The sequence below is a fragment of the Falsiruegeria mediterranea M17 genome (assembly GCF_900302455.1).
Classification (GTDB): Bacteria; Pseudomonadota; Alphaproteobacteria; order Rhodobacterales; family Rhodobacteraceae; genus Falsiruegeria; species Falsiruegeria mediterranea.
The window spans coordinates 217,538-241,418 of sequence record NZ_ONZG01000003.1; the positions used below are offsets into that span (position 1 = coordinate 217,538).

25 protein-coding genes and 1 tRNA gene are annotated in these 23,881 nt (G+C 58.9%); 15 read left to right on the top strand and 11 right to left on the bottom strand.

The features are described 5' to 3' along the window. Window positions 1–36: 36 nt before the first annotated feature. Complete coding sequence (gene ettA / locus TRM7615_RS07155) at window positions 37–1,704, bottom strand: energy-dependent translational throttle protein EttA (RefSeq protein ID WP_108786215.1); 1,668 nt, start codon at window positions 1,702–1,704, stop codon at window positions 37–39. Between the two features lie 243 nt (window positions 1,705–1,947). On the opposite strand from ettA, the gene TRM7615_RS07160 reads away from it, so the two are divergent. After that, entirely contained in the window at window positions 1,948–2,415 is a 468-nt protein-coding gene (locus TRM7615_RS07160; RefSeq protein ID WP_108786216.1) for an MOSC domain-containing protein, read from the top strand. 33 nt (window positions 2,416–2,448) lie between these two features. Next, window positions 2,449–3,063, top strand: coding sequence for a nicotinate-nucleotide adenylyltransferase (locus tag TRM7615_RS07165; RefSeq protein WP_108786217.1), 615 nt, complete (start codon window positions 2,449–2,451; stop codon window positions 3,061–3,063). Here TRM7615_RS07165 and TRM7615_RS07170 read toward each other — a convergent pair. Then, window positions 3,043–3,870: a DMT family transporter gene (locus tag TRM7615_RS07170; RefSeq protein WP_108786218.1), complete on the bottom strand. Its 828-nt coding sequence runs from the start codon at window positions 3,868–3,870 to the stop codon at window positions 3,043–3,045. The two genes, TRM7615_RS07165 and TRM7615_RS07170, sit on opposite strands and share 21 nt — an antisense overlap. Before the next feature lie 85 nt (window positions 3,871–3,955). On the opposite strand from TRM7615_RS07170, the gene dacB reads away from it, so the two are divergent. Both dacB and TRM7615_RS07180 read left to right on the top strand, forming a co-directional pair. Further along, window positions 3,956–5,443 (top strand): D-alanyl-D-alanine carboxypeptidase/D-alanyl-D-alanine endopeptidase, encoded by a 1,488-nt coding sequence (gene dacB / locus TRM7615_RS07175; RefSeq protein WP_108786219.1) that lies wholly within the window; start codon window positions 3,956–3,958, stop codon window positions 5,441–5,443. A gap of 175 nt (window positions 5,444–5,618) precedes the next feature. Further along, window positions 5,619–6,323 (top strand): DNA helicase, encoded by a 705-nt coding sequence (locus TRM7615_RS07180; RefSeq protein WP_108786220.1) that lies wholly within the window; start codon window positions 5,619–5,621, stop codon window positions 6,321–6,323. 27 nt (window positions 6,324–6,350) lie between these two features. Here the strand turns inward: TRM7615_RS07180 and TRM7615_RS07185 are convergent, their stop codons facing one another. Both TRM7615_RS07185 and TRM7615_RS07190 read right to left on the bottom strand, forming a co-directional pair. Beyond that, on the bottom strand, window positions 6,351–6,773 hold the full coding sequence (locus TRM7615_RS07185; protein WP_108786221.1) for a tellurite resistance TerB family protein: 423 nt from the start codon (window positions 6,771–6,773) through the stop codon (window positions 6,351–6,353). An 89-nt stretch (window positions 6,774–6,862) separates the two neighbouring features. Beyond that, a complete protein-coding gene (locus tag TRM7615_RS07190) occupies window positions 6,863–7,321 on the bottom strand; it encodes a cupin domain-containing protein (RefSeq protein WP_108786222.1) in 459 nt (152 codons plus the stop codon). Between the two features lie 95 nt (window positions 7,322–7,416). Here TRM7615_RS07190 and TRM7615_RS07195 point away from each other — a divergent pair, with 95 nt between their 5' ends. The 4 genes from TRM7615_RS07195 to TRM7615_RS07210 all read left to right on the top strand — a co-directional run bounded on the left by TRM7615_RS07195 (window position 7,417) and on the right by TRM7615_RS07210 (window position 12,851). Further along, window positions 7,417–8,298, top strand: a complete 882-nt coding sequence (locus TRM7615_RS07195; protein WP_108786223.1) for a LysR family transcriptional regulator — start codon at window positions 7,417–7,419, stop codon at window positions 8,296–8,298. A 95-nt stretch (window positions 8,299–8,393) separates the two neighbouring features. After that, window positions 8,394–9,968 (top strand): lysine--tRNA ligase, encoded by a 1,575-nt coding sequence (locus TRM7615_RS07200; protein WP_108786224.1) that lies wholly within the window; start codon window positions 8,394–8,396, stop codon window positions 9,966–9,968. Between the two features lie 54 nt (window positions 9,969–10,022). After that, entirely contained in the window at window positions 10,023–10,424 is a 402-nt protein-coding gene (locus TRM7615_RS07205; RefSeq protein WP_108786225.1) for a DUF4864 domain-containing protein, read from the top strand. A 141-nt stretch (window positions 10,425–10,565) separates the two neighbouring features. Further along, window positions 10,566–12,851 (top strand): glycosyl hydrolase family 28-related protein, encoded by a 2,286-nt coding sequence (locus tag TRM7615_RS07210; RefSeq protein WP_108786226.1) that lies wholly within the window; start codon window positions 10,566–10,568, stop codon window positions 12,849–12,851. A 48-nt stretch (window positions 12,852–12,899) separates the two neighbouring features. Here the strand turns inward: TRM7615_RS07210 and TRM7615_RS07215 are convergent, their stop codons facing one another. Next, window positions 12,900–13,565: a hypothetical protein gene (locus TRM7615_RS07215; RefSeq protein ID WP_108786227.1), complete on the bottom strand. Its 666-nt coding sequence runs from the start codon at window positions 13,563–13,565 to the stop codon at window positions 12,900–12,902. Between the two features lie 133 nt (window positions 13,566–13,698). Here TRM7615_RS07215 and parA point away from each other — a divergent pair, with 133 nt between their 5' ends. From parA to TRM7615_RS07230, 3 genes are all read left to right on the top strand, one after another. Next, a complete protein-coding gene (parA, locus tag TRM7615_RS07220; protein WP_108786228.1) occupies window positions 13,699–14,334 on the top strand; it encodes a ParA family partition ATPase in 636 nt (211 codons plus the stop codon). A gap of 30 nt (window positions 14,335–14,364) precedes the next feature. Next, complete coding sequence (locus tag TRM7615_RS07225) at window positions 14,365–14,685, top strand: antibiotic biosynthesis monooxygenase family protein (protein ID WP_108786229.1); 321 nt, start codon at window positions 14,365–14,367, stop codon at window positions 14,683–14,685. Between the two features lie 77 nt (window positions 14,686–14,762). Next, entirely contained in the window at window positions 14,763–15,170 is a 408-nt protein-coding gene (locus TRM7615_RS07230) for a universal stress protein (protein ID WP_108786230.1), read from the top strand. Here the strand turns inward: TRM7615_RS07230 and TRM7615_RS07235 are convergent. Continuing rightward, window positions 15,167–15,421, bottom strand: a complete 255-nt coding sequence (locus tag TRM7615_RS07235) for a hypothetical protein (RefSeq protein ID WP_108786231.1) — start codon at window positions 15,419–15,421, stop codon at window positions 15,167–15,169. The two genes, TRM7615_RS07230 and TRM7615_RS07235, sit on opposite strands and share 4 nt — an antisense overlap. A 32-nt stretch (window positions 15,422–15,453) precedes the next feature. Then, window positions 15,454–15,939, bottom strand: a complete 486-nt coding sequence (locus tag TRM7615_RS07240; protein WP_108786232.1) for a HugZ family pyridoxamine 5'-phosphate oxidase — start codon at window positions 15,937–15,939, stop codon at window positions 15,454–15,456. Between the two features lie 107 nt (window positions 15,940–16,046). Here TRM7615_RS07240 and TRM7615_RS07245 point away from each other — a divergent pair, with 107 nt between their 5' ends. Then, complete coding sequence (locus TRM7615_RS07245) at window positions 16,047–16,340, top strand: DUF5665 domain-containing protein (protein WP_108786233.1); 294 nt, start codon at window positions 16,047–16,049, stop codon at window positions 16,338–16,340. A gap of 456 nt (window positions 16,341–16,796) precedes the next feature. Continuing rightward, window positions 16,797–17,150, top strand: coding sequence for an MmcQ/YjbR family DNA-binding protein (locus TRM7615_RS07250; RefSeq protein WP_108786234.1), 354 nt, complete (start codon window positions 16,797–16,799; stop codon window positions 17,148–17,150). A gap of 55 nt (window positions 17,151–17,205) precedes the next feature. Here the strand turns inward: TRM7615_RS07250 and TRM7615_RS07255 are convergent. The 3 genes from TRM7615_RS07255 to TRM7615_RS07265 all read right to left on the bottom strand — a co-directional run bounded on the left by TRM7615_RS07255 (window position 17,206) and on the right by TRM7615_RS07265 (window position 18,167). Continuing rightward, window positions 17,206–17,282: transfer RNA gene (locus tag TRM7615_RS07255), tRNA-Arg, on the bottom strand. Window positions 17,283–17,374: 92 nt separating this feature from the next. Further along, a complete protein-coding gene (locus TRM7615_RS07260) occupies window positions 17,375–17,851 on the bottom strand; it encodes a GNAT family N-acetyltransferase (RefSeq protein ID WP_108786235.1) in 477 nt (158 codons plus the stop codon). Between the two features lie 4 nt (window positions 17,852–17,855). Then, complete coding sequence (locus TRM7615_RS07265; RefSeq protein ID WP_108786236.1) at window positions 17,856–18,167, bottom strand: ETC complex I subunit; 312 nt, start codon at window positions 18,165–18,167, stop codon at window positions 17,856–17,858. A gap of 222 nt (window positions 18,168–18,389) precedes the next feature. On the opposite strand from TRM7615_RS07265, the gene uvrB reads away from it, so the two are divergent. Beyond that, a complete protein-coding gene (gene uvrB, locus TRM7615_RS07270) occupies window positions 18,390–20,576 on the top strand; it encodes an excinuclease ABC subunit UvrB (protein ID WP_108786237.1) in 2,187 nt (728 codons plus the stop codon). Window positions 20,577–20,802: 226 nt separating this feature from the next. Here uvrB and TRM7615_RS07275 read toward each other — a convergent pair whose 3' ends face one another. Further along, window positions 20,803–22,425 carry a GMC family oxidoreductase gene (locus tag TRM7615_RS07275; protein ID WP_108786238.1) on the bottom strand — a complete coding sequence of 541 codons (1,623 nt, stop codon included), beginning with the start codon at window positions 22,423–22,425 and terminating at the stop codon, window positions 20,803–20,805. A 121-nt stretch (window positions 22,426–22,546) separates the two neighbouring features. On the opposite strand from TRM7615_RS07275, the gene TRM7615_RS07280 reads away from it, so the two are divergent. Continuing rightward, window positions 22,547–23,779: a TRAP transporter substrate-binding protein gene (locus tag TRM7615_RS07280; protein ID WP_108786239.1), complete on the top strand. Its 1,233-nt coding sequence runs from the start codon at window positions 22,547–22,549 to the stop codon at window positions 23,777–23,779. Window positions 23,780–23,881: the final 102 nt, after the last annotated feature.

Below are 23,881 nucleotides of genomic sequence, written 5' to 3' on the forward strand. Positions count from 1 at the left end.
AAAAAAAGCCCTACCAAGAGGCAGGGCTTGGAACTCTTAACGCACAAACTTCTTGTGCTTCAACCGTTTGGGCTCCAGTGCATCCGGCCCCAGACGGCGTTTCTTGTCTTCTTCGTAGTCTTCGAAGTTGCCCTCGAACCACTCCACATGCGCGTCGCCCTCAAAGGCCAGGATGTGCGTGCAGATCCGGTCGAGGAAGAAACGGTCGTGCGAGATGACCACGGCGCAGCCGGCGAAATCAACGAGCGCGTCTTCCAACGCGCGCAGGGTTTCGACGTCGAGGTCGTTGGTCGGTTCGTCGAGCAGCAGCACGTTGCCGCCCTCTTTCAGCAGACGCGCCATGTGGACGCGGTTGCGCTCCCCACCAGACAGCAGGTTCAGGGGTTTCTGCTGGTCGCCGCCCTTGAAGTTGAATGACGAGCAATAGGCGCGGGAGTTCACCTGCGCATCCCCAAGCTCGATGATCTCGGCCCCGCCGGAAATGGATTCCCACACGGTGTCTTTGTCGTTCAGGTCATCACGGGACTGATCGACGTAGGACAGTTTGACGGTGTCGCCATAGGTAACCGAACCCTCGTCGGGTTGCTCCTGACCGGTCAGCATGCGGAACAGGGTCGATTTACCGGCACCGTTGGGGCCGATGACGCCGACGATGCCGCCGGGGGGCAGGGCAAAGGACAGGCCTTCGACCAGCTGTTTGTCGCCATAGTGTTTGGCGATGTTGTCGACCTCGATCACCTTGCCGCCCAGACGGGGGCCGTTGGGGATGACGATTTGCGCGCGGGTGAGTTTCTCGCGTTCGGACTGCTGCGCCAGATCGTTATAGGCGTTGATCCGGGCCTTGGATTTCGCCTGACGCGCCTTGGCGCCCTGACGCATCCATTCCAACTCGCGCTCCAGCGTTTTCTGCTTGGATTTGTCTTCGCGGGCTTCCTGTTCCAACCGTTTGGCTTTCTGTTCCAGCCAGGCCGAGTAGTTGCCCTCGTACGGAATGCCCTTGCCGCGGTCGAGTTCCAGAATCCATCCCGTGATGTCGTCCAGGAAGTAACGGTCGTGGGTGACGATCAGGATTGTACCTTTGTAATCAATCAGGTGCTGCTGCAGCCAGGCGATGGTCTCGGCGTCCAGGTGGTTGGTAGGTTCGTCGAGGAGCAGCATGTCGGGCGCTTCAAGCAGCAGCTTGCAGAGCGCCACGCGGCGCTTTTCACCACCCGAGAGGTTCTTGATGTCGGCGTCATCGGGAGGACAGCGCAGCGCCTCCATCGAAACGTCGATCTGGGCGTCCAGATCCCACAGATTTTCGCTGTCGATGGCGTCCTGAAGGGTGGTCATCTCCTCCATCAGCTCGTCGGTGTAGTTTTCGGCCATCTCGATGGCGATGGCGTTGAAACGGTCGACTTTGGCCTTCTTTTCGGCGACGCCGAGCATGACGTTTTCGCGCACGGACAGGCTCTCGTCGAGCTGGGGTTCCTGCGGCAGGTAGCCGACTTTGGCGCCCTCGGCGGACCAGGCTTCACCGGTGTAGTCTTTGTCGAGGCCGGCCATGATCTTCATCAGGGTCGATTTACCCGCGCCGTTGACGCCGACGACACCGATTTTCACGCCGGGCAGGAACGACAGGTGAATGTTTTCAAAGCATTTTTTGCCACCGGGATAGGTCTTGGAGACCCCCTGCATGTGGTAGACGTATTGATAGGCAGCCATGGTGCGTCCTCTGCATCGGGGAATTCAGGTTGGGCGGTGGTGTAGCTGAACGTTGGGGGCGGGGCAATCGTCCAGATTGGGGCGCGCGAGGTGATGGCCCAAGAAAACGTGACGGGCCTGAACGTGCCAAAAGGGGCAAAACCTGCGATGCACAACCCGTGCACCATGCGTGCACTACCCGTGCACAGCTGTGCGCCGGTTTGCTGCGTGTGTTTACAATGGGTTAAATCGAGGAGGGGTCTCATGTCGCTGAAAGATCTGATCGCTGGATGGGCTCAGCCGGGGCGGGTGACCTGGATCGGGGTGCGGCCTGGGCGGCGAGAGGGGATGGAAGCCCTCTCGGAAGTTTGGATTGGCGAGGATGGATGTCATGGGGATCGGGCGCGGGCTGGCAAGCGGGCGGTGACTTTGGTGCAGCGGGAGCATTTGGCGGCGATTGGATCGTTTCTGGGGCGGGATGCGGTGCCGCCAGAGGTCTTGCGGCGCAATCTGGTGGTGGAGGGGATCAACCTGAGTGCTTTGAAAGGGCGGCGGGTGCAGGTTGGTGAGGCCGTGCTGGAGTTCACTACGATCTGTGCGCCGTGTTCCCGGATGGAAGAGGCATTTGGGCCGGGCGGGTACTCGGCGGTGCGGGGGCATGGCGGGTGGTGTGCGCGCGTTTTGCAACCGGGTCAGGTTCGATTGGGCGATGTGGTTCAGACCGTTGATTGACAACACACATCTCTCGGGCCAAGCACGGGGGCGATGAGACATCTTTTGCCATATGCGCGGTCCGGGCAGGTCATTGGTCTGCTGGGCGGCTCGTTTGATCCGCCGCATGCGGGGCATGTGCATGTGACGCGCGAGGCGATCAAGGCCTTTGGATTGGATCGTGTCTGGTGGCTGGTCAGCCCTGGCAATCCGCTGAAATCACGCGGGCCTGCTCCTTTAGAGCAACGGATGACGGCGGCGCGGTCTTTGATGGGCGACCCGAGGGTCGAGATTACGGATATCGAGGCACATTTAGGTACGCGGGTGACCGCGGACACCTTGGCTGAGATGCGCCTATTGTACCCAGGGGTGCGCTTTGTCTGGCTGATGGGGGCCGATAACCTGGCGCAGCTGCATCGTTGGGGCAAATGGCGCGAGATCATGGAGACGGTGCCCGTAGGCGTCGTGGCACGGCCGGGCGATCGGATCTCGGCCCGGATGGCGCCGGCGGTGAGGGCTTATGCCAGCGCGCGGCTGGATGGTCAGGCGCGGCGGCTGTTGGGGCGGGCGCAGGCCCCGGCGTGGTGTTTCGTGAACGTGCCGATGGTCGACATCAGCTCGACCGAGCTTCGCGCACGGGGGGATTGGTCAGCGGCGCAGGGCGGCTGAGGCCAGGCCCGAGAGCAGAACCAGCGCCAGTCCGGCCCAAGTGATTGCGTCGGGGAAGTCGTGGAACACCGCCCATCCCAACCCGGTTGCCGCGATCAGTTGGAAATAGACCAGTGGGGCGAGCTTGGTTGACGGTGCGCGGGCATAGGCCACCAGCAAAAGCAGGTTGCCCAGCATCGAGCCAAGGGCGCTGAGCGTGGTGAACCCGGCGACGGCGGGTGTGAGTGTCGGCAGGTGCATCAGCCCAAGTGGCATCAGAACCAAGCCCGAGACAAAAAGCTGTGTGAAGCTGAGCGCCAGTGGCGAGCCCAGGTGCGACAGCCAGCGGGAGGCGGTCAGGAAGCTGCCATAGAAACACCCCGCGAGCAGGGCCCAGGCCAGACCGGTTGTGCCGCCAAAGCCGGGGCGGACAACCAACAGAACCCCGGCAAAGCCCGTCAGCATCAGCAGGGATCGGATCGTCGTTGTTGGCTCTCGCAGCAGCAAGGCCGAGAGCACGTAGCTGAGGATCGGGCCGATGAAGAAGGCGGCGAAGACGTCGGCCAGTGGTTCGGTTCTCAGAGCGGTCTGGATCGAGAAGATGCCGCCTGCAAGTAAAAGCGCGCGAAACCAGATGCGCGGGTCTTTGAGCAACCCAAAGGCAGAGCGGGGGGTGAAGGGCAGGATCATCAGGACGCCAAGGGCAAATCGCGACCACGCGACAAAGGCCGGTGAGACGCCATGTGGCCCGGTCAACAGCTTGCCGGCCATGTCCCCGGCGGGGATCAGCGACATCGCAACAAACATGATCAGAACGGCCTTTAGCATGTGTCGCGGGTATCACGGGGCACAGACGGAGAAAACCTTGAAACTGCCGCTTGTTTGACACGATCGTCTGCGATTTTATGGACTTATGAGCGGTTTGATTACGAGACGTTTTCTGTTGGGGGCTTTGGGGGCGAGTGTCGTCCCTGCCTCGGGTTTTGCCAATGCGCCAGCGACGTCATTGCGTCCGCAGTTGCGGGGGCTGGGGGCCGCGCCACAAGGCGGGCCCGAGACGGTCATCAAGGCGTCCGGATTGTCCGGAGAAGTGGCCTTTGCCGTGGCAGATGCAAAGACCGGACTGCAGTTGGAGGCCGTGGGGTCGACAACCGGGCTGCCCCCCGCGAGTGTCGCCAAAGCGCTGACGGCGCTTTATGCCTTGGACGTGCTGGGCGCGGGGCATGTTTTTCGAACACAGGTTGTTGCGGACGGGCCCATCAAGAATGGGGTGCTCAAGGGTGATTTGGTGCTGGTGGGCGGGGGTGACCCGACACTGGACACCAATGCTCTGGGCAAGTTGGCTGCCAACCTGAAGGCGGCCGGGGTGCGCGAGGTACGCGGCAAATTCAAGGTCTATGACGGGTCGCTGCCCTATGTGCGCAGCATCGATCCCGAGCAACCCGATCATTTGGGCTATAGCCCGTCGGTGTCCGGAATCGCGTTGAATTTCAACCGCGTCCATTTCGAATGGAAACGTGGTGGCAATGGTTACACTGTTGCGATGGATGCCCGCAGCAACAAGTACAAACCGCGGGTCGCAATGGCGCAGATGCAGGTCAAGAGCCGGCGCTTGCCGGTCTACACCTATGAGGAGACGCCCCGGATCGACAAATGGACAGTGGCGAGCCAGGCCCTGGGCAAGGGCGGGTCGCGGTGGTTGCCGGTGCGCAAGCCCGCGCTTTACGCCGGCGACGTGTTTCAGACACTGGCGCGGGCAAACGGGATCGTGCTTGAGAACCCCAAGGTCACGCGCTCGCGGCCTGCGGGAACTGTTTTGGCAATTCACCAAAGTGCGCCTTTGCAAACGATCCTGAAAGGGATGTTGAAATACTCGACCAATTTGACGGCGGAAATGGTGGGCATGTCCGCCACAGTCGCACGTGGCGGCAAGCCATCTTCGCTGAAGGCGTCTGCGCAAGAGATGAGCCGTTGGGCGGCGTCGAAATACGGGATGTCAGGCACCAGCCTGGTGGATCATTCCGGTCTGGGTGATGCATCGCGCGTGACCCCGCAGGATATGCTGCGGGCCTTGGTGCAGGTCCACAAGGTGGGCATTCTGCGTCCGCTGCTGAAACCCTTTGCCATGCGCGACAGTAAAGGGCGGGTGTTGAAGTCGCATCCGATCAAGGTGGACGCCAAGACCGGAACGCTGAATTTCGTCTCGGGGCTGGGTGGGTTCATGACGGCGGCCGATGGGACCGAGCTGGCCTTTGCCATTTTCACGGCGGACACGGCCAAGCGCTCCAGGATCAAGCGGGCCGATCGTGAAGTGCCCGAAGGGGCGCGGGCGTGGAATCGGCGATCAAAGCGGTTGCAGCAAAAGCTGATTGAACGCTGGGGCGCTCTGTACGGCAGTTGATCCGATTTGGGTTGAGGCTACAGCCGGGGTGCGGCAGGATGGGGCAGGTCTTGCTCGGACCTCCGCCCTCCGTTCGGGAAGCACATGACATGTAGAGCGATCGTCTGACATCAACTCGTTCGAGCTGACGCATAAGGGGGGATTGCATCAACCGCTCGACTGAGGAGGATGAGAGATGCAGATTTCTGCCCCGATTTACGTATTGAAACGCAAGGCCAAAAAAATGGCGCGTCATGAGGGCAAGGCCCTGCATCAGACGCTGGATCAGGTGGCTGTGTCCGAGGGGTTCAAGAGCTGGAGCCACCTTGCGGCAGCCTGTGCGACGGCCAGTCCCGCGACCGAAGTGCTGCGTCAGGTCAAGTCGGGCGACATGATCCTGATCGGTGCGCGGCCCGGGCAGGGCAAGACGTTGCTGGGTCTTGAGGTGGCCTCCAGGGCGGCCGAGATCAGGCGGCGGGGGTATGTCTTTACGCTGGAATACAGTGAACGCGATGTAACTGAGCAGCTGTCGGCCATGGGTGTTGGCAAGGGAGCGTCATTTTTGCTTGATACATCAGACCAGGTTTCAGCCGACTACATCATTGATCGGCTTGGAGACGTGCAACACTCAGCTGTGATCGTTGTGGACTATCTGCAGCTTCTGGATCAAAGGCGAAGCAACCCGGTATTGATCGATCAGATGGTGGCCTTGCGGCAGTTTGTTCGGGACCGCGGGCACGTCTGCGCCATGATCTCGCAGATCGACCGAGCCTTTGACCTGAGCGGGCGGGCAATGCCGGGTGTCGCGGACATTCGGCAACCCAACCCGTTGGATCTGTCGGTGTTTGATCGGTTCTGTTTCCTGAACAACGGTGAACTGCGGTTTGACCAGGCCGCCTAGGCCGTTGTTGGCATGTCGTCTGGTTACTCAGACGACATGCCGCGCGCGGGCACCGCGTTCGATGGCAGCGGCGTGCAGGCGGTCGACGTTCAACTCGTACCGGATTTCTTCCAGTAGGCGCAGTTCGGTTTCTGCCAGGTTGCCGTCTGCAGCGGCGACGTCGCAAGCTAGAGCATAAGCGGTTTCATAGAGCCGTTCGGGCAGGTTTTCGCGGGTCAGGCCAAACAGGGCATCCAGCCCGTCTTCTTGCTCAAACAGATCGAACACCACCGACGAGACACGGTTGATGCGGTCGATGTCGTAGTCTGCAAAGACCGGCAGCATGTTGACGGCGGACTGGATCTTGACCAGCTCGGCCGTGCGAATGGTTTCGTCCGATGCGGAAACCGCCACCATGATCGCAACAAGGCAATCCTGCGGGGTCATCGGGTGGGGCGCTTGCTCGGTCATCGTGGTATCCTGCTCAAAATGCTACCTGCGCAAGATACGGAGCCATCGGGGCGGGGACAACACCCGCCCGCGATTTTTCATCTGCTGTCTTAACCCGCAGCGGTAAAACGATATTCGATGTCTTCGAAATTTGGCGTTGCAAACCCATATGAGAATTTGAGCCCGTGTTCTCCGGCCTGGGTTCCGTGTTCGGCGCCGCCGGGGACGTAGATCGCGATGCCAGGGGCGATACGATGCGGGACGCCGTCGACGGTAACGATGCCATCGCCCTCGAGGCCAAAGTAGAACTCGGGCGGGTCGTGGCGGTGTGGCAGCAGGCGGCCATGGGGTTCGAACTCGGCTAGGCCCAGCACCATGTCGCGGGGGGCGTCGGGCGTGCCGTTGATCAGCGTGCGCCAGCGGACTTCGCCATAGGTCGGATCGGTGCCGCCGGACAGCGGAACCTGGGCTGCGTCGATGGCCAAGGGCGCATGCGGCAGATTGCTGGCTTGGTTGAGCATTTGGGCATCACCGAGAACGGTGGCGAGCGTTTCGAGTTTTTCGGTCATCGCAGTCTCCTTCCTGTTGTTGGCAGTTAGGAGGGGTTGCGGTGTTTCGGCAATAGGATAAAGCTGAATTTAATTATACGCTGGAGTTATGATAGATGGAGCGACTTCCGGGGTTCTCTGGGTTGACGGCTTTTTATGCGGCTGCCCGTCATGGCACGCTGACCGCGGCGGCGCAGGAGCTGAATGTGTCACAGCCGGCGATCTCGCGCCGGATTGCGGCGTTAGAGGCAGATTTGGGTGTGGCTTTGTTCGATCGGGGTCGCAAACCTGTACGAATGACTCAAGCGGGCAGGGACTTGCTGCGGGCGCTGCATGGTGGCTTTGGTCAGATCGAAAGCGCCGTTGCACAGATCAGGCAGGCCGCAAAGGGCCGGGTTGTAACGGTGACGGCGCCGTCGGGTTTTGTAGCGTTCTGGTTGATCCCGCGGCTGGGAGAACTGGAAGACGCCTTTCCCGACGTGACGATTCGTATCATGAGCCAAGAGTATGGTGAGGCCGTGCGACCCGGTGACGTTCTGATCCGATTTGGCCTGCCGGAAGAGGGCGATGAGATGCGCCTGCTGGGGGAGGCTGTGTTTCCTGTCGCCAGCCCGCTTTATCTGGACAAGCGAGGCATGAGTGGGGCGGATCACGATCTGTCAAAGATGACCTTGCTGACGATGGAGACCGCGCGCAGCCAGTGGCATGATTGGCCGAGTTGGTTCCGTGCCGCGGGTCTGGACATGCCGAAAGGCGCGCGGGTTTTGGATTTCACCTCATATGCGATGCTTGTGAATGCGGTGCTGGCCGGGCAGGGCGTGGGCCTGTGCTGGGATGGTGTGCTGGACAGCTTTCTGGACACTGGCGCGATCACCCGGCTTCGCGGGCATCATGCGATTTCGGCACGTGGATATTTCCTGTCGGCGCGCGATGGGCTGGCCGCTGACCGCCCTGTGCAGGAAATTCTGCAATGGATCGCGGAAAAGGGGCAGAAATAGTGCCAGTTTCTTGACTCATGCCGCAGATGCACAATAGGAGAGGCCGGGTTGGTTGCATGGGGCAACCGGCACCGAATTCCCCTATGGAGACTGATATGTCTGATCTGCGTGAAACCGCTCTAGCGTCCAAGGCCTGGCCCTTTGAAGAAGCGCGCCGGGTGCTCAAACGCTATCAGAAGAAGGATCCGGAAAAGGGGTATGTGCTGTTTCAGACCGGCTATGGCCCCTCGGGTCTGCCGCATATTGGCACCTTTGGTGAGGTGGCGCGGACCTCGATGGTGCGCCATGCGTTTGAACAGATGTCGGACATTCCGACACGGCTCATCTGTTTTTCGGACGATATGGACGGGTTCCGGAAGGTGCCGACCAATGTGCCGATGCAGGACGAGCTGAAAGAAGATCTGCACCTGCCACTGACCAAGGTGCGTGATCCCTTTGGCACGCACGCAGGGTTTGCGCAGCACAACAACGCGCGTCTGTGCGATTTTCTTGACAGCTTTGGCTTTGAGTACGAGTTCGCATCGGCCACCGATTACTACTTGTCCGGCAAGTTTGACGAGATGCTGCTGACCGCGCTCGCACGGTTCGACAAGATCCAGGAGATCATGCTGCCGACGCTGGGCAAAGAGCGGCAGGAGACCTATTCCTGCTTCCTGCCCGTGTCGCCCAAGACCGGCCATGTGCTGCAGGTGCCGACGTTGGAGCGCAATGTTGAGAAGGGCACCATTGTGTATCAGGAGCCTGATGGTGAGAAGGTCGAGATCCCGGTCACTGGTGGCAATGTCAAAATGCAGTGGAAGCCTGACTGGGCGATGCGCTGGGCCGCGTTGGGTGTGGATTATGAAATGTCGGGCAAGGACCTGATCGACTCGGTCACGCAGTCGTCCAAGATCTGTCGTGCGCTGGGCAAGCAACCACCAGAGAGCCTGAGCTATGAGCTGTTCAATGACGAGCAGGGCCAGAAGATTTCAAAATCGAAGGGCAATGGCCTGTCGATGGAGGAATGGCTGACCTATGCGGCGCCGGAATCGCTGTCGTATTTCATGTACCAGAAGCCAAAGACCGCTAAGCGGCTGTTCTTTGATGTGATCCCCAAGGCGGTGGATGAATATCACCAGCAGCTGCGCGCCTATCCGGGCCAAGAGCTTAAGGCGCAGTTGAACAACCCCGTGTGGCATATCCACGGTGGTGATGTTCCGGCGTCTACTTTGGTGGTGCCGTTTGCAATGCTGTTGAACCTGGCGTCGGTGTCAGGGGCTGAAGATAAGGAAACGCTCTGGGGCTTTATTGGGCGTTATGCGCCGGATGCGAGTGCCGAGAGCCATCCCGATCTGGATCAGGCGGCGGGCTTTGCGGTGCGCTACTTCAACGACTTCGTCAAACCGACACGGCAGTTCCGTGCGCCGACGGATCAGGAGCGTGAAGCGTTGGAGGCGCTGCGGGCCGAGTTGGAGGCCTATGACGGGCCGGTCGAGGATGAAGCGCTGCAATCCATCGTCTATTCGGTGGGACGCGAGCGGTTCGATCCGATGCGGGCCTGGTTCACCGCGCTTTACGAGGTTCTGCTGGGCGCCAGCCAGGGGCCGCGTTTTGGTGGGTTCATCGCGCTTTATGGAGTGGATGAGACCGTGGCCCTGATCGACAAAGGTCTGGCAGGCGAGTTGGCCTGATTTGACGATCCGGCGCGTGGGGCTAATTCTGCGGGACAGCCCGGAGGATGTCCCATGCGCCAATTCGTTACCGCAATTGCCCTGACACTGGCTTTGGCCAGCCCCTTGCCCGCGCAAGAGGCCCAGATCGAAAACCAGATCCGGTCGCAGATACAGGCCTTCAAAGCGGATGACTTTGTCACTGCATTCGGCTTTGCCAGCCCCACGATCCAGAACCTGTTTCGTACGCCCGAGAACTTTGGCGTGATGGTGCGGCGTGGTTATCCGATGGTCTGGCGTCCTGGCGAAGTGCGGTTTCTCGAATTGCGGGAAATCGCAGGGTATCAATGGCAGAAGGTCATGATCACTGACAGTGACGGATCGGTCCACATTCTGGATTACCAAATGGTAAACCAAGAAGGTGTCTGGAAAATCAACGGCGTACAGATTTTGGACGCCGGAGGTGAGACCGCGTGAGCAACGCCACCGTGACGGTGCTATGAGGCGCCTTTAATCCCTTTCCCTTACCCAATTGCTCGCGTCCGAGTTTTCCGCTTGGGCCACGGGTTTGATGCGCCATCGCAGGTGGTCTGCGGCGCGATTGGGAAAGGGATTTGGATGAACAAGGCAATCACCGACGGTATTCAGTTCATGCCGCCTGCGTTCAAGGACGGCCTGAATGTTTGGTCGAGCGGCGACGGCACGCCGGGTTCGGATACATATGACGGGGCGGCGAATGCGGCCTTTGTTCCGGCGGATGCCGATTTCGGCGGGTGTCTGGAGCTGCAGAAAACCAGCTCGACCCAGAAGCTGCGTTACATGGGGCAGACCCCGTTGCAGCCTGGGTGCTATCTTCAAATCAAAGCCCGTGTCAAAGCCATCAGTGGCAACCTGCCCACCGTGCGCGTTGCGGGATGGGCTGGAGCAGCTGGCAACACACATGTTTCGGGTGTGACTGAATGGGCTGATGCAGTCACTCTGACAACGTATGGCGAGGTGGTCGAGGTTACCGGGATTGTGGGCTCTGGCTCGCGCTCTGGTGTTGACATGCCATGGGGACGGACGGCGCTTTATGGCCATTTCGGTTTGGATATCGAAGGCCCCAATGGCGGTATCTTCCGCATTGACGATATCGAGATCACCGATGTCACCAGCGTTTTCCTGCGGGACATGATCGGTATTGTGGATGTTCGAGACTATGGCGCGGTCGGCGATGGGTCGACCGATGACTCTGCTGCGTTTGAGGCTGCGGATGATGCCGCCAATGGACGAACTGTTTTCGTGCCCGAAGGAACATATCACCTGGCTGACAGTGTGACCTTCGTGTCCGAGGTGTCGTTCGAGGGCAAGGTGACCATGCCGACCGACCGGATGCTTCTTCTGACCAAGAACTTCGATCTTCCCAACTATATCGATGCATTTGGAAATGAGGAGTTGGCGTTCAAAAAGGCGTTTCAAGCGCTGCTGAACAACGCGGACCACGAAAGCCTGAATTTGGGCGGGCGCAAGGTTGCCTTGAGCGGGCCGATCGATATGCAAGCGGCTGTGCCCAACAAGACCAGCTACGCAACCCGACGCGTTATCCGCAATGGTCAGATCGAGGCGAACGACAACGCGGCCTGGGACACGCAAGTCTATTCCTCGCAGGCGACCTATGATCCGTCGAATTCGAAAACGCTGACGAATGTAGCCAACGTGGCCAATATTCCTGTTGGATCCTTGATCAAGGGCAACGGTGTCGGCCGCGAGGTTTATGTCCGGGCAAAGAATGTCGGGGCAGGTGAGATCACCCTGTCATCGGCTTTGTACGATGCGGCGGGCACACAGAATTTCACGTTCCACGATTTCAAGTTCATGCTTGATTTCCGAGGGTTCAGCCAGCTGTCGAAATTTGCGATGTCGGACATCGAGTTCCAGTGCAACAACCGATGCAGCGCCATTGCGCTGGCCCCATCTGGGGTCGGCTTCAATCTGCGTGATTGCTTCGTCAGTCGCCCAAAGGACCGTGGGATCTCGTCCAGCGGTGGCGGGTGCCAGGGCATGATCATTGATCAATGCCAATTCCTGTCTTCCGAGGACTCGTTGAACGTTGGGGATCGCGTGTCGATTGCCGTTAATGCGAACGCCAATGACGTGAAATTGCGAAACAACCGCGCGACGCGTTTCTTGCATTTTGCAGTGCTGTCAGGTGGCAATTCTTTGGTTCTTGGCAATCACTTCTTCCAGGGCGATTCCGTGGCCAACGGTCCGCGCACGGCAGGTGTCGTGATCATCGGCACGTACACCAGTTCGGTCATTGCCGGAAACTATGTCGACAACTGCTCCATCGAATGGACCAACGAACACGATTCATCTCCGGATTTCGTGACGGGGTTCTCGTACAGCGCGATGAGTATTACGGACAACATCTTCTTGTCCGGTGAAGTGGCCTCGTGGTTCAGCTATATTGTCATTAGGCCCTACGGTACCGGTCATTTCCTGAACGGTGTTTCGATCACTGACAACAAGTTCCGGTCCATCAACGGCTATATCGACCGCGCCGAGCGGGTCGACACGAGCTTTGCGAATTTGAACTTCACGCGCTTTCGCGATGTCTTGTTTGAAGGCAACACGTTCCATGGTGTCTCGCACAAGTCGGCAAATCCTGTGCGTGTGCGTCATGAACAGAACTCGGCCTCGCAGACTTGGGTCGTCGATGCCGAGGGCAGATTGCCATTTGGGGGCCGTGCCCGCGGGGTGGATTCCATTGTTCCGATCAACGCGCTGAGAAATGGTTCGGGCAGTGTCCGTTATCACATGCCGTATGTTGAGCTGGAGCGCGGCAGCAATTCGGACCAGGTGCATCTGAGGTTCGAAGAAGCCGTGCAAGGTGAGGTGGCCGTGCAGATGCGCATCGACAAGTAAGTCGTTTTCCGGGGGGCTGCCATGGCGGCCCCCCAGTCTTCCTGGCTTTCAAAACTCGCGCATTATGGCGAATTTGAGCCCATACCCCTTTGGGTAGGCGGATCGATGTTCGATCCCGATTTGCCATTTTCTGTTGTTCTTGCTCTTGATCAATATCGACGGTGTGACCGACCACTGAAACTCGGAATTGTCAAAATATGCGGTTTCGATCTGCAGCATCGGGTTCAAACGGCGGTTTTCTGAAAGCCCAACAGTTGCGTCCAGTTTATAGAACGGGTCGCTGGTTCGCATGCGGTGTTCGAGTGCAAAGTCGATGGCCAGCCAACCGCTCCCCCATCTGGTATCAAGGCTTTTGCCGTAAGACAGGCCAACTTTGTACATCGGATGCCAGCGGTTCTGAAAGTGATGCCCTCCACCGCCGAATTCAAATGCAACGCGTCCGTTCTGTCCGAGGGCTGCCACCGGTACGCGGGCAAAGATCAACGCGTGCCCTGTCAATCCTGGACGTTCGTTCAGGTCCAAGCCAACAGTCAGCTTGGGGGTCAGCCCCCATTCTGCGTAGACAGCCGATTTGAAATCATAGGTGCTTGACGGGTTGTAGAGTGTCCCGGTCAACGACAGGAAGCCTGCTCCCTTATCGCGCAACCAAGCCCCTGCGCAGGCGGGCTGAGCCGCGCAAAAACTGAGCAGAATAATTGCCAGGATGCGACCCATCAAATGCCCTCCGTACGCAGTTTCGTAAACCTTGGTTAACGAGGGGTTACCAAACTGTCGCATCCTGGTGCTTTCGCATTGCGGCAAGGTCGCGTTGGGGTATGCTGCAATGCAGCAAATTTAGGAGCGCCCATTGGGACATGTCATAACCGTTGCGCAGCAAAAAGGCGGGTCGGGCAAGACCACGATGGCCGTCAATCTGGCGGTGGCCTTTGCCAGGGCGGGCAAATCCGTTGCCTTGATGGATACTGACCCCCAAGGCAGTGCCGGGCGCTGGTTCATGACCCGGCTTGAAGCCACGGACAATGACCCCGGTCTGGAGTTTTCCACCGCTTCGGCCTGGGGTGTGACCTATGAGGTCCGCAAGCTTGCCGAGGCCCACGACATCGTTTTGATCGACACGCCCCCCAAAGCCGACAGTGACCTGCGCCCGGCGATGCGGGCCTCGGACCTGGTGCTGATCCCGGTGGCAACGTCACATCTGGATCTGTGGGCCGTCGAGATGGTGCTCTACCTTGCCGATCGTGAAAGCAAACCTGCGATGATGGTGATGACGCGGGCGCGCGCCGGAACCCGGCTGGACGCCGAAGTGACCGAAAAGGCCCGCGAGTTGGAGGCAGATGTGGCGCAAGCCCAGCTGGCCAACCGGGTCGTCTATGCCGAAACATTGGGGCAGGGGCGCACGGTGTCTGAATCCACCAATCGCACAGCCAAGTCCGAAGTCACTGGATTGATGCAAGAAATTGAGAGTGTCCTGAAAAACCTGTGATAGGCTGGTGGAGACTCAAGGAGGATCCGCATGCCAAACATTTCCACAGCCGCCCAGGTCCAAACCGTCATCACCACCTTTGAAATGACCCCGGGCACCTGCCAAGATCTGCTCGAAGCTTTGACCGAGGCTTACGCCGAGTTCATTTCGAAACAGCCGGGTTTTGTTGCCGCTGGTCTGCATGTGAACGACGCACAGACCCGGATTGCCAACTATTCCCAATGGGAGCGGCGCGAGGATTTCCTGGCCATGCTGCGGACCAGGGAAATGCGCGACCGCAATCGCAAGATCAATGAGATGTGCAAAAGCTTTGAGCCGGTCATGTATGACGTGGCCGAGACCTTTGGCTGAGACATGATCTGAATCAACGCACGAGGCAGCGAAAACAGGCAGGATCCGGGCATCTTTTCAAAAAAGGAGCGCGATCCATGTATCACAATATCCTTGTACCGATTTCCTTTGACAGCGAGCGGGACATCTCTGGCCCGCTCAAACTGGCCGAGCTTTTGGGGACCCCAAATGCGCAGATCACGCTACTGCATGTGGTCGAGCATATCCCGGCCTATGCGATTTCCTACATGCCGACCGACTATCTGGTGGAAACCCGCGTCGCCATCGAGCGCGAGTTGCAGGCCCTGGCCGACCCGCTACCCAATGCAAGGGCGGAGGTGATTGAAGGGCACAAGGGGCGGTCGATCCTGGATTGGGCCGAGCAAAACAAGCCCGATCTGATCATCGTGGCCTCGCACAGGCCCGGGATGCAGGACCTGCTGCTGGGGTCCACGGCGACGCAGATCGTGCGCAATGCGGGCTGTGCGATCCATGTGGTACGCTAGATCGCGTTGATCCAGATCAGCACCAGGAATGGCGACGCGGCCAGCAACAGTGCCAGCGGCTGCCATTTCTCGCTGCGCGCCAACAAGATGGCGGGAACAACGACAATCGCCAGGGCCAGAAAGCCAACCATCAAAAAGCCATAGGCCATGCCTTGGCCTGCGGCGTCTGACGGGTTCATGGCGATTTCCAACCAGGCCAGACACAGGAATAGAAACTGCCCGCCTGCGATTATGTAGACGGCTAGACGCATGTGCAGCAGTGTAGCACAGGCGCGCGGTTTCGCTAAATCAAGTCCGACGGTGAGAGCATATAGGCCTTGCCGAACCCGCCATTGAGCAACCCGTCCGAGATGTCGAACCGGACAAATCGGAAGTCTGGGAAATCGACATATAGCTTGGCCTTGGGTCGGATCGACAGGTAATGCGCGCGCAACGTGTCGTGCTCGGCACTGCCACGTTCCAAAAACCGGGCGGTGCAATGCAGGGTCAACCGAGGGTGGGTGAGCGGATCGCCTTTCTCGCCCGGCTCGCCGACCAACAGCGCGCAGGTCGGATTGGCTGCGAGCGCCGCCGTATGCGTTGCCAGCTGCGAGATCAGAGAGACCGGGGCGCCTTGTTCGTCGCGGGCCAATGCCAGGCGCGTCACAGAGGGGGCCGCGGTGTTTGGTTGTACAAAAGCCAAGGCGGCGTGCGTTGCCGTATCCATCAACGTTTTGGCCAGCGTGCGGGCCTCGGCGTCTGCGGGTTGGAACAGATCTTTTGATGACATGTGTGCGATCCTGATCTGGGGACTATTCCGATTCTTTCTATCAGGAAGTGAAGCCGGTGCAATGCGACCCCTCTGGACAGCCCTCGCAGATGGCGTAGGGTGCGCGTATGACACAAAGCACCGACGAAGAAATCCGCGCGCTGCGCGAAGAGATTGCCAAGTTCAACAGCCACCGGTTTGTGCGGGTACAGAACTCGATCTGGTTGATGCTCTGGCAGGCACTTTTGCGCGGCATGGCGGTGGGGCTGGGTACGGTGGTCGGCGCGTCGATCCTGGTGTCCGTGTTGGTCTATATGCTCAGTCAGATCGATTTCCTTCCGATCGTCGGTGATTGGGCCAAGGAGATTTCGAAAGAGATCCAAAGTTCGGTCGGGTCAAACGGCGAAGCTGCGTCAGACTGAGCCCTCCGAATTTCGGAACTGAACGGCCGTGACGGGCGCCCTTTGAGCGGGGCATCCGTTGAAGCAATCTTCCGCAAAATCTGATGAAATAAGTCAAGTATTTGTTTTTATTGCACTTTCACGTTGACGGGGTGGGAATAGAAACGATAATCAGATTTCAACGACTTGATAGGTACCCAGCTTTAGCCAGCCCAAGCCAGCAACCGCCAGCCAGGGTAAGCCACAGCCAGGAACCCATTTCAGGTCGTTTTTTCCTAGCCAAAGCCAGCGTTCACTTTTGAGCTCTATTTGTAACGCGAAGGAACGCGACGCAGGATGCCCGACTCAGCAAAGCACGCTGGCCTATGCCGTTGAATTCCCCGCTGGTAGCCGTTCGGTGTCTTTGGTTTCGGGTTCGGTGCGCGTGGTCTCTGGTGCCCCTTGCAACCCTCGCTTGGCGTGGTCAGGATGGCAAAAATGAACCGTCAAGATTTCAACAGTTACTGCTCTAACCTCAAGGCCACGACCCATGTTGTGCAATGGGGCAATTCGGACGTGTGGAAAGTGGGCGGCAAGGTCTTTGCTTTGTGCGGCTGGAATGACGGCGCGGATGCCTTCACCTTCAAAGCCACCGACATCGCATATGAAGTGTTGCAAGATGCGCCAGGCATTCGCCCGGCCCCTTACCTGGCGTCTCGGGGTATGAAGTGGCTGCAGGTCTATGAAGACCGCGGGATGAGCGACGCCTCGCTGCAAGAGCATATTTTGATTTCATATGAGATGGTTGTGGCCAAGCTGACCAAAAAGTTGCGGGCGGAATTGGACCTTTAGACAGGGGGCTCGGAGCCTTTCCAAAGTATCGCCGCTTTCAGTACCGAAGAAAAACTGGCGATCCCTGAAGGACTCGAACCCTCAACCTGCTGATTAGAAGTCAGCTGCTCTATCCAGTTGAGCTAAGGGACCGCGCGTTTTCTGGCCTTTGTTGGCCTGAAAATTGTCTTACCCACCCGCGCGATTGAGTTCAAAAGGAAAGTGCAAAAAGGGGCGAGGTTTTCTTAGCCTTCCGTATTCAGATCCAACCGCATGAAGGCACTGTTGGGGTCTTCGGGGTATCCGTGGATCGGGCCGCAATAGCTGTATCCAAGCGCTTCATAGAGTTTGCGGGCCGCGCCGTATTCCTGCAGATGGGCCGCCCCGGTTTCCAGAACAAGCGCAGTTGCTCCGCTGTGCCTTGCCTGCGTCTCGAGATGGGCCATCAGATCCCGTGCCAAGCCTCGACCGCGTGCGGCAGCGGCCACATGAACCGATTTGACCTCGGCTGTGCCATCCGCAAGCGTCTTGAGTGCTCCACACCCCAATGGGATTTCATCATCATAGAGCACCCAGAACCGAATGCCCGGTTCACGCAGGCTCTCGACGCCCATTGTGTGGTTGCTCTCATCCGGACCCGCGTCCTGGCTGTGCGCCAGATGCGCCTCGATCAGGGGGCGCACGTCTGTAGCGCTCGGGTCAGCCAGACGGATGTCGATCATGGGGTCAGTGGGTCCAGGCGCCGCGACGGTTGGTGGCAAAGTTCTCGCCATAGCCCCCGGCACGAACGTTGGGTTTACGCGGCTTGGGTTCGATCACTTCGGCGTCAATCCCGTGGGATTGGGCGTATTCGACCGCCTCTTCCTTGCTGTCGAAGCGCAGACGCACTTGGGTCTGCGTGTCCGAGCTGGACGTCCAGCCCATCAGCGGATCCACTTCGCGCGACGAGGCCTGACCGTATTCCAGAACCCACTTGCGGGTTTTGGCCATACCAGATGTCATTGCGTTTCGAGCTGGCTTGAAAATACGGGCACGCATTGGCTGTCTCCTGTTCCGATTTCTGTATAGGCAAAGAATCGTCTGATCGACAAGAACCCAATCGATCAATTGCGTTGCTTTGTCCTGTTGTTACTGGGGGATTGGGCGCTTGCGGCCTGCATCGCCATCCTGATGTCAGTTTTTGTCATTGGCTTGTGAGATCGGCCTTGAAACAAAACCCGAACAGATCAAAATATGAGGCTCCACAAAGGACACCGCCCCATGCCTTATGCCCATTCCGAAAAGACACAGATGACGAGCGAGGACGTGCGCGCCCGGCTCAAGCTGGAGGGGGGCAAGCAGTTTGTGATGCATACGGATTTTTCCCCGGCAGGCGATCAACCGGCTGCAATTGCAGAACTGTCTCAAGGTGTGAACGACGGCGAGCGCGATCAGGTGCTGCTTGGCGCCACCGGCACCGGCAAGACGTTCACCATGGCCAAGGTCATTGCCGAAACACAGCGTCCTGCGATTATCCTGGCACCAAACAAGACGCTGGCGGCGCAGCTGTACGGAGAATTCAAAGGGTTCTTTCCGGAAAACTCGGTCGAATATTTCGTGTCCTACTACGACTATTACCAACCCGAAGCCTACGTCGCGCGGTCGGACACCTACATCGAGAAGGAAAGCCAGATCAACGAACAGATCGACCGCATGCGCCACTCGGCCACGCGTTCGCTGCTGGAGCGTGATGATGTGATCATCGTCGCCTCGGTCTCGTGTATCTATGGCATCGGCTCGGTCGAAACCTATGGGGCCATGACCCAGGACCTGAAAGTCGGCAACGAATATGACCAGCGACAGGTGATGGCCGATCTGGTGGCGCAGCAATACCGCCGCAACGATCAGGCGTTTCAGCGCGGCTCGTTCCGGGTTCGCGGCGATTCACTGGAAATTTGGCCTGCACACCTGGAAGACCGTGCCTGGAAGCTGTCCTTCTTTGGCGAGGAATTGGAACAGATTACTGAGTTCGACCCCCTGACCGGTGAACGCAAGGACACGATGGAACAGGTGCGGGTTTACGCCAATTCGCATTATGTGACGCCGAAACCGACGATGCAGCAGGCCATCATCGGCATCAAGAAAGAGCTGCGCACCCGGCTGGATCAATTGGTGGGTGAAGGTAAGCTGCTGGAAGCGCAGCGGTTGGAACAGCGCACGAATTTCGATCTGGAAATGCTTGAGGCGACCGGCGTCTGCAACGGGATCGAGAACTATTCGCGCTATCTGACAGGGCGGGCACCGGGTGAGCCGCCCCCAACCCTGTTCGAGTTCATCCCCGACAACGCCATTGTCTTTGCCGACGAAAGCCACGTGAGCGTTCCGCAGATCGGCGGCATGTACCGGGGCGACTATCGGCGTAAGTTCACGCTCGCCGAACACGGATTTCGCCTGCCGTCTTGCATGGACAACCGCCCTCTCAAATTCGAAGAATGGGATGCCATGCGGCCGCAATCTGTCTTTGTCTCGGCCACCCCGGCGAAATGGGAGATCGAACAAACTGGCGGCGTTTTCACCGAACAGGTGATCCGTCCCACCGGTCTTTTGGACCCTGAGGTCGAAATCCGCCCGGTCGAGATGCAGGTTGATGATCTGCTGGACGAGGTGCGCAAGGTGGCCGCGGATGGGTTCCGCACACTGGTTACGACGCTGACCAAACGCATGGCCGAAGATCTGACCGAATACATGCACGAGCAGGGCATCAAGGTCCGCTATATGCACTCGGACATCGACACACTGGAACGCATCGAGATCCTGCGCGACCTGCGCCTTGGGGCGTTCGACGTTCTGATCGGTATCAACCTGCTGCGCGAGGGTCTGGATATTCCCGAATGCGGGCTTGTGGCCATTCTGGACGCCGACAAAGAGGGGTTCCTGCGGTCTGAGACGTCACTGGTGCAAACCATCGGCCGCGCCGCACGGAACGCCGAGGGTCGTGTGATCATGTATGCCGACAAGATCACCGGCTCAATGGAGCGCGCGCTTGGCGAGACCAACCGCCGCCGCGCCAAACAGATGGCCTATAACGAAGAGCATGGGATTACGCCCGCAACGGTGAAAAAGAACGTCGAGGATGTTTTGGCTGGTCTCTACGAGGGCGACGTCGACATGAACCGTGTCACCGCCACCATCGACAAACCGATGCACGGCGCGAACCTGGAGGCACATCTGGACGGGCTGCGCGAGCAGATGCGCAAGGCCGCCGAGAACCTGGAATTCGAAGAGGCCGCCAATCTGCGTGACGAAATCAAGCGCTTGGAGGCGGTCGACCTCGCCATTGCCGACGACCCGATGGCGCGCCAATGGGCCGTCGAGAAAGCATCAGAAGACGCGGTGAAATCGCGTGGACGCTCGACCGCTGGGAGGCCAGGGCAGCGGGGCGGGAACGTGAAGAGAAGGAAAAGATGAGATCGGTTTGAAGCTGTTTGTCGTGTGACCTGAACTAGCGGGCCGTTCAGGGAATTCGCGAGGGGAGCTTTGATGCTCCCAACTCGCAGAGTTTATATTCACGATGCAGTTTTCCACCGCCTCACCGTATTTGGCGTGGCGGTTACCAGGTCCAGGAATTGAGCCGTAGCAGAGACCGGCGAGCTGCTTTCAATCTTGGATAAGCTCAACAATCTCCCAACTGGCCTCAAGCGCCGCGCTTGCGGTCTTCCAGGATCATGTCGCTGGCTTTTTCGCCAATCATGATCGTGGGCGCATTGGTGTTGCCCGACACGATGTCCGGCATGATCGAGGCATCGGCCACCCGAAGCCCGGCGATGCCGCGCACACGTAGCCTGTCATCCACCACCGCCAGATCATCTTGGCCCATCCGGCAGGTACTTGTCGGGTGATAGATCGTCTGGCTGATGTTTCGGGCGCAGTCCAGCAGCTCTTCGTCGGTCTGCGGGTTGTTCGATGGCACGTGCTCACGCACGATAAAGGGTGATAGCGCCTTGGTTTCCGTCATCGCCCGGGCAAATTTTACCGCGCGGACGGCGCAGAGTTGATCCGCCGTGGCCGACAGGTAATTCGGCACGATCTTGGGGTAATCCGCTGCGCGGGGTGTCGAAATATGGATGTGCCCCCGGCTTTCAGGGCGCAGCTGGCAGACCGAGGATGTGATGCCTGAAAAGGGGTGCATCTCGATCCCAGGCTTGTCGGCGCTGAGCGGTTGGAAATGGAATTGGATGTCAGGCGTTTCCAACCCTTCCATCGACTTGGCAAAGATGCAGACCTGGCTCGCCCCCAGGCTCATCGGCCCCTTGCGGAACAGGACATAGTTCAGGCCGATCCCCATGCGCGGGACAAAGCGGTTGATTGCATCATTGAGGGTTGCGGCGTTCACCTCATAGACAAGGCGGATCTGCAGGTGGTCCTGCAGGCATTCGCCAACGCCCGGCAGTTCGTGACGCACCGCCACGCCCGCCTTTTGCAGCACGTCGCCGCGACCAATGCCGGACAGTTCAAGGATTTGCGGCGATCCGATCGCTCCCGCGGACAGAATGACTTCGCCGCCGGGGTTCAGGTGAACCTCATGCGTTTGCCCTTTGGTCGAGTACCGGACCCCGACGACACGCTTGTCGTCGTTGGGATCAAAGATCAATTCCTCGGTATGAGCGTGGGTGATGATCTCAAGGTTGGGACGCTTCTTGGCGGGGTTCAGAAACGCGCGCGCCGAAGAACAGCGGAAACCGCCCTTTGCGGTTTGGTGAAAATACCCCGCCCCTTCCTGGTCGGCACCGTTGTAATCCTGGGTCCGGGGGACGCCCATTTCGACAGCGGCGTCGATGAAGGCCTCGGAAATTTCGGACTTGGCCCGGATCAGGGACACCGCGAGTCCACCGTCACCGCCATGATACTCATCTTCCCCGTTTTCATGCGCCTCGGACCGTTTGAACAGTGGCAGAACGTCGTCATAGCCCCAGCCGCGATTGCCGCGCTGTGCCCAGCGGTCGTAATCCTCTTTCTGGCCGCGCACGTAGAGCAACCCGTTGATCGAAGATGAGCCACCTAGCGTCTTGCCGCGCGGCCAATCCAAGCTGCGGTTGTTCAGGCCCGGATCAGGCTCGGATTTGTAACGCCAGTCGGTGTTGGGATTGTGCAGCGTTTTGAAATACCCCACCGGCACGTGGATCCACGGGTTCAGGTCACGGCCGCCTGCCTCCAGCAGAATCACCTGATTCGCTGGATTTTCGCTCAGCCGGTTGGCCAGAACACATCCGGCAGAACCGGCTCCAACAATCAGAAAATCAGCTGTTTTTGGTGACATAGTCAGATCCTCCGACGGGTTTGTTTGACGGGATCAAAAGAATTCCCTTGCGTCACCAATCAATAGATGAGTAAAAATGAGACCACAAGTCTCAATAATTAATACTCAGGGAGGAGAACTTATGAGTATCGGAAGCAAGCTGAGTCATCTGTCTCGGCGCGATTTGTTCAGGGTCGCGGGGCAGTATGGTCTAAGCTCGACACTGTTGGCGGCCGGTTCGTTCGGGGGGGCTATGAGCGTGGCCAACCTGGCAAACGCCGCCGAGTCGACTTATGAAAAGCGGTTCGCAAAACCGGCCAAACACACGCTGAAGTTCGGCGCAGCAGGGTTCAACCCTCAGAACCTGCTGATCGAACGTGCGGGTGCGCTGGAATTTGCTCGCGATCTGGAAAGCCGCACCGACGGCGAGATCCGCGTCGAATTCATCGGCAACAACCAGATCTGCGGTCAGGTGTCCTGTGTCGAGAAAACCCAGCAGGGGATCGTCGACATCTATGCAGCCTCCACCCAGAACTCGGCTGGTGGTGCACCGTATCTGAACGTGCTGGACTATGCGTACATGTTCCGTAACCGCGCGGATCAGTATCATTTCCTGTATTCGCCCAAGTCCCAGGCGCTGCTGCGTGAACCATATGAGCGTCGCCACGGGCTGAAATTCCTGTTCAGCCACGCGGAACTGCGCGGTATCCAGTTGGGTCTGTCGTGGGAAGACAAGCCGACCGTTACCAGTGTCGAGCAGCTGTTCGGCACCAAAAACCGTGTCACGGGTACTCAGTTGGGCCGCATCGCGATGACGGCTCTGAACCTGAACCCGGTTCCGGTCGCATGGGAAGAAACCCTGGATGGCCTGAAGCAAGGTTTGATTGACGGTGCTGAAACCTGGGCGTCGGCTGTGGCCTATGCCAACATGTCGCCGGTTGTTTCGCAGTCGGTTCACCTGAATTTCTTCTGTGGCACCGAGCACACGGCGATGTCGGCCGAGGTCTTTGATGGTCTGGGTGGCGAACTTCAGGATGCCGTGATGGAATCGGCCTATTGGGCACAAACCCATGTTCAGGCCGCCAACGAAGCGGCTCTGGTCAAGACGGTCGGCATGTCCGATCCGCAGTTGCCAGGCACCATCTTTGCCAAAAACAACGTGCGCAACGCATTCCTGTCCAAGGAAGAGCTGCGCAAGGCCGAAGAGATGTGTTCGCCCGAATTCCAGCCCCAGCTGTGGGAAGAATGGCGCGAGCGGATCAACGGCTGGCAAGGTGGCGCAGACACCTATCAGGAGATCTACGACGAAGTGCGTACGATCCCCGAGGATACGCTGCCCGAAAACGTCGAACCCCGCCGTTGGTGGAAATCGTAATCCACCGCTAAGGTATTGGAGCTGGCCTCGGTCACGGGGCCGGCTCATTTGTCCGTGCCAGCAGAAAATCTGCGGCATCGGGCGTATTTAGGAACATGGGAG

Excerpts from the sequence above, each read along its gene's own strand:
- TRM7615_RS07190 (WP_108786222.1), bottom strand. The coding sequence starts at position 7,321 with ATGACCGAAAAACTCGAAACGCTCGCCACCGTTCTCGGTGATGCCCAA.
- TRM7615_RS07225 (WP_108786229.1), top strand. The coding sequence starts at position 14,365 with ATGCCAAACATTTCCACAGCCGCCCAGGTCCAAACCGTCATCACCACC.
- TRM7615_RS07230 (WP_108786230.1), top strand. The coding sequence starts at position 14,763 with ATGTATCACAATATCCTTGTACCGATTTCCTTTGACAGCGAGCGGGAC.
- TRM7615_RS07265 (WP_108786236.1), bottom strand. The coding sequence starts at position 18,167 with ATGCGTGCCCGTATTTTCAAGCCAGCTCGAAACGCAATGACATCTGGT.
- TRM7615_RS07165 (WP_108786217.1), top strand. The coding sequence starts at position 2,449 with ATGAGACATCTTTTGCCATATGCGCGGTCCGGGCAGGTCATTGGTCTG.
- TRM7615_RS07160 (WP_108786216.1), top strand. The coding sequence starts at position 1,948 with ATGTCGCTGAAAGATCTGATCGCTGGATGGGCTCAGCCGGGGCGGGTG.
- TRM7615_RS07185 (WP_108786221.1), bottom strand. The coding sequence starts at position 6,773 with ATGACCGAGCAAGCGCCCCACCCGATGACCCCGCAGGATTGCCTTGTT.
- TRM7615_RS07280 (WP_108786239.1), top strand. The coding sequence starts at position 22,547 with ATGAGTATCGGAAGCAAGCTGAGTCATCTGTCTCGGCGCGATTTGTTC.
- TRM7615_RS07170 (WP_108786218.1), bottom strand. The coding sequence starts at position 3,870 with ATGCTAAAGGCCGTTCTGATCATGTTTGTTGCGATGTCGCTGATCCCC.
- dacB (WP_108786219.1), top strand. The coding sequence starts at position 3,956 with ATGAGCGGTTTGATTACGAGACGTTTTCTGTTGGGGGCTTTGGGGGCG.
- TRM7615_RS07195 (WP_108786223.1), top strand. The coding sequence starts at position 7,417 with ATGGAGCGACTTCCGGGGTTCTCTGGGTTGACGGCTTTTTATGCGGCT.
- TRM7615_RS07200 (WP_108786224.1), top strand. The coding sequence starts at position 8,394 with ATGTCTGATCTGCGTGAAACCGCTCTAGCGTCCAAGGCCTGGCCCTTT.
- ettA (WP_108786215.1), bottom strand. The coding sequence starts at position 1,704 with ATGGCTGCCTATCAATACGTCTACCACATGCAGGGGGTCTCCAAGACC.
- TRM7615_RS07260 (WP_108786235.1), bottom strand. The coding sequence starts at position 17,851 with ATGATCGACATCCGTCTGGCTGACCCGAGCGCTACAGACGTGCGCCCC.
- TRM7615_RS07245 (WP_108786233.1), top strand. The coding sequence starts at position 16,047 with ATGACACAAAGCACCGACGAAGAAATCCGCGCGCTGCGCGAAGAGATT.
- TRM7615_RS07215 (WP_108786227.1), bottom strand. The coding sequence starts at position 13,565 with ATGGGTCGCATCCTGGCAATTATTCTGCTCAGTTTTTGCGCGGCTCAG.
- TRM7615_RS07205 (WP_108786225.1), top strand. The coding sequence starts at position 10,023 with ATGCGCCAATTCGTTACCGCAATTGCCCTGACACTGGCTTTGGCCAGC.
- uvrB (WP_108786237.1), top strand. The coding sequence starts at position 18,390 with ATGCCTTATGCCCATTCCGAAAAGACACAGATGACGAGCGAGGACGTG.
- TRM7615_RS07180 (WP_108786220.1), top strand. The coding sequence starts at position 5,619 with ATGCAGATTTCTGCCCCGATTTACGTATTGAAACGCAAGGCCAAAAAA.
- TRM7615_RS07275 (WP_108786238.1), bottom strand. The coding sequence starts at position 22,425 with ATGTCACCAAAAACAGCTGATTTTCTGATTGTTGGAGCCGGTTCTGCC.
- TRM7615_RS07240 (WP_108786232.1), bottom strand. The coding sequence starts at position 15,939 with ATGTCATCAAAAGATCTGTTCCAACCCGCAGACGCCGAGGCCCGCACG.
- TRM7615_RS07250 (WP_108786234.1), top strand. The coding sequence starts at position 16,797 with ATGAACCGTCAAGATTTCAACAGTTACTGCTCTAACCTCAAGGCCACG.
- TRM7615_RS07210 (WP_108786226.1), top strand. The coding sequence starts at position 10,566 with ATGAACAAGGCAATCACCGACGGTATTCAGTTCATGCCGCCTGCGTTC.
- TRM7615_RS07235 (WP_108786231.1), bottom strand. The coding sequence starts at position 15,421 with ATGCGTCTAGCCGTCTACATAATCGCAGGCGGGCAGTTTCTATTCCTG.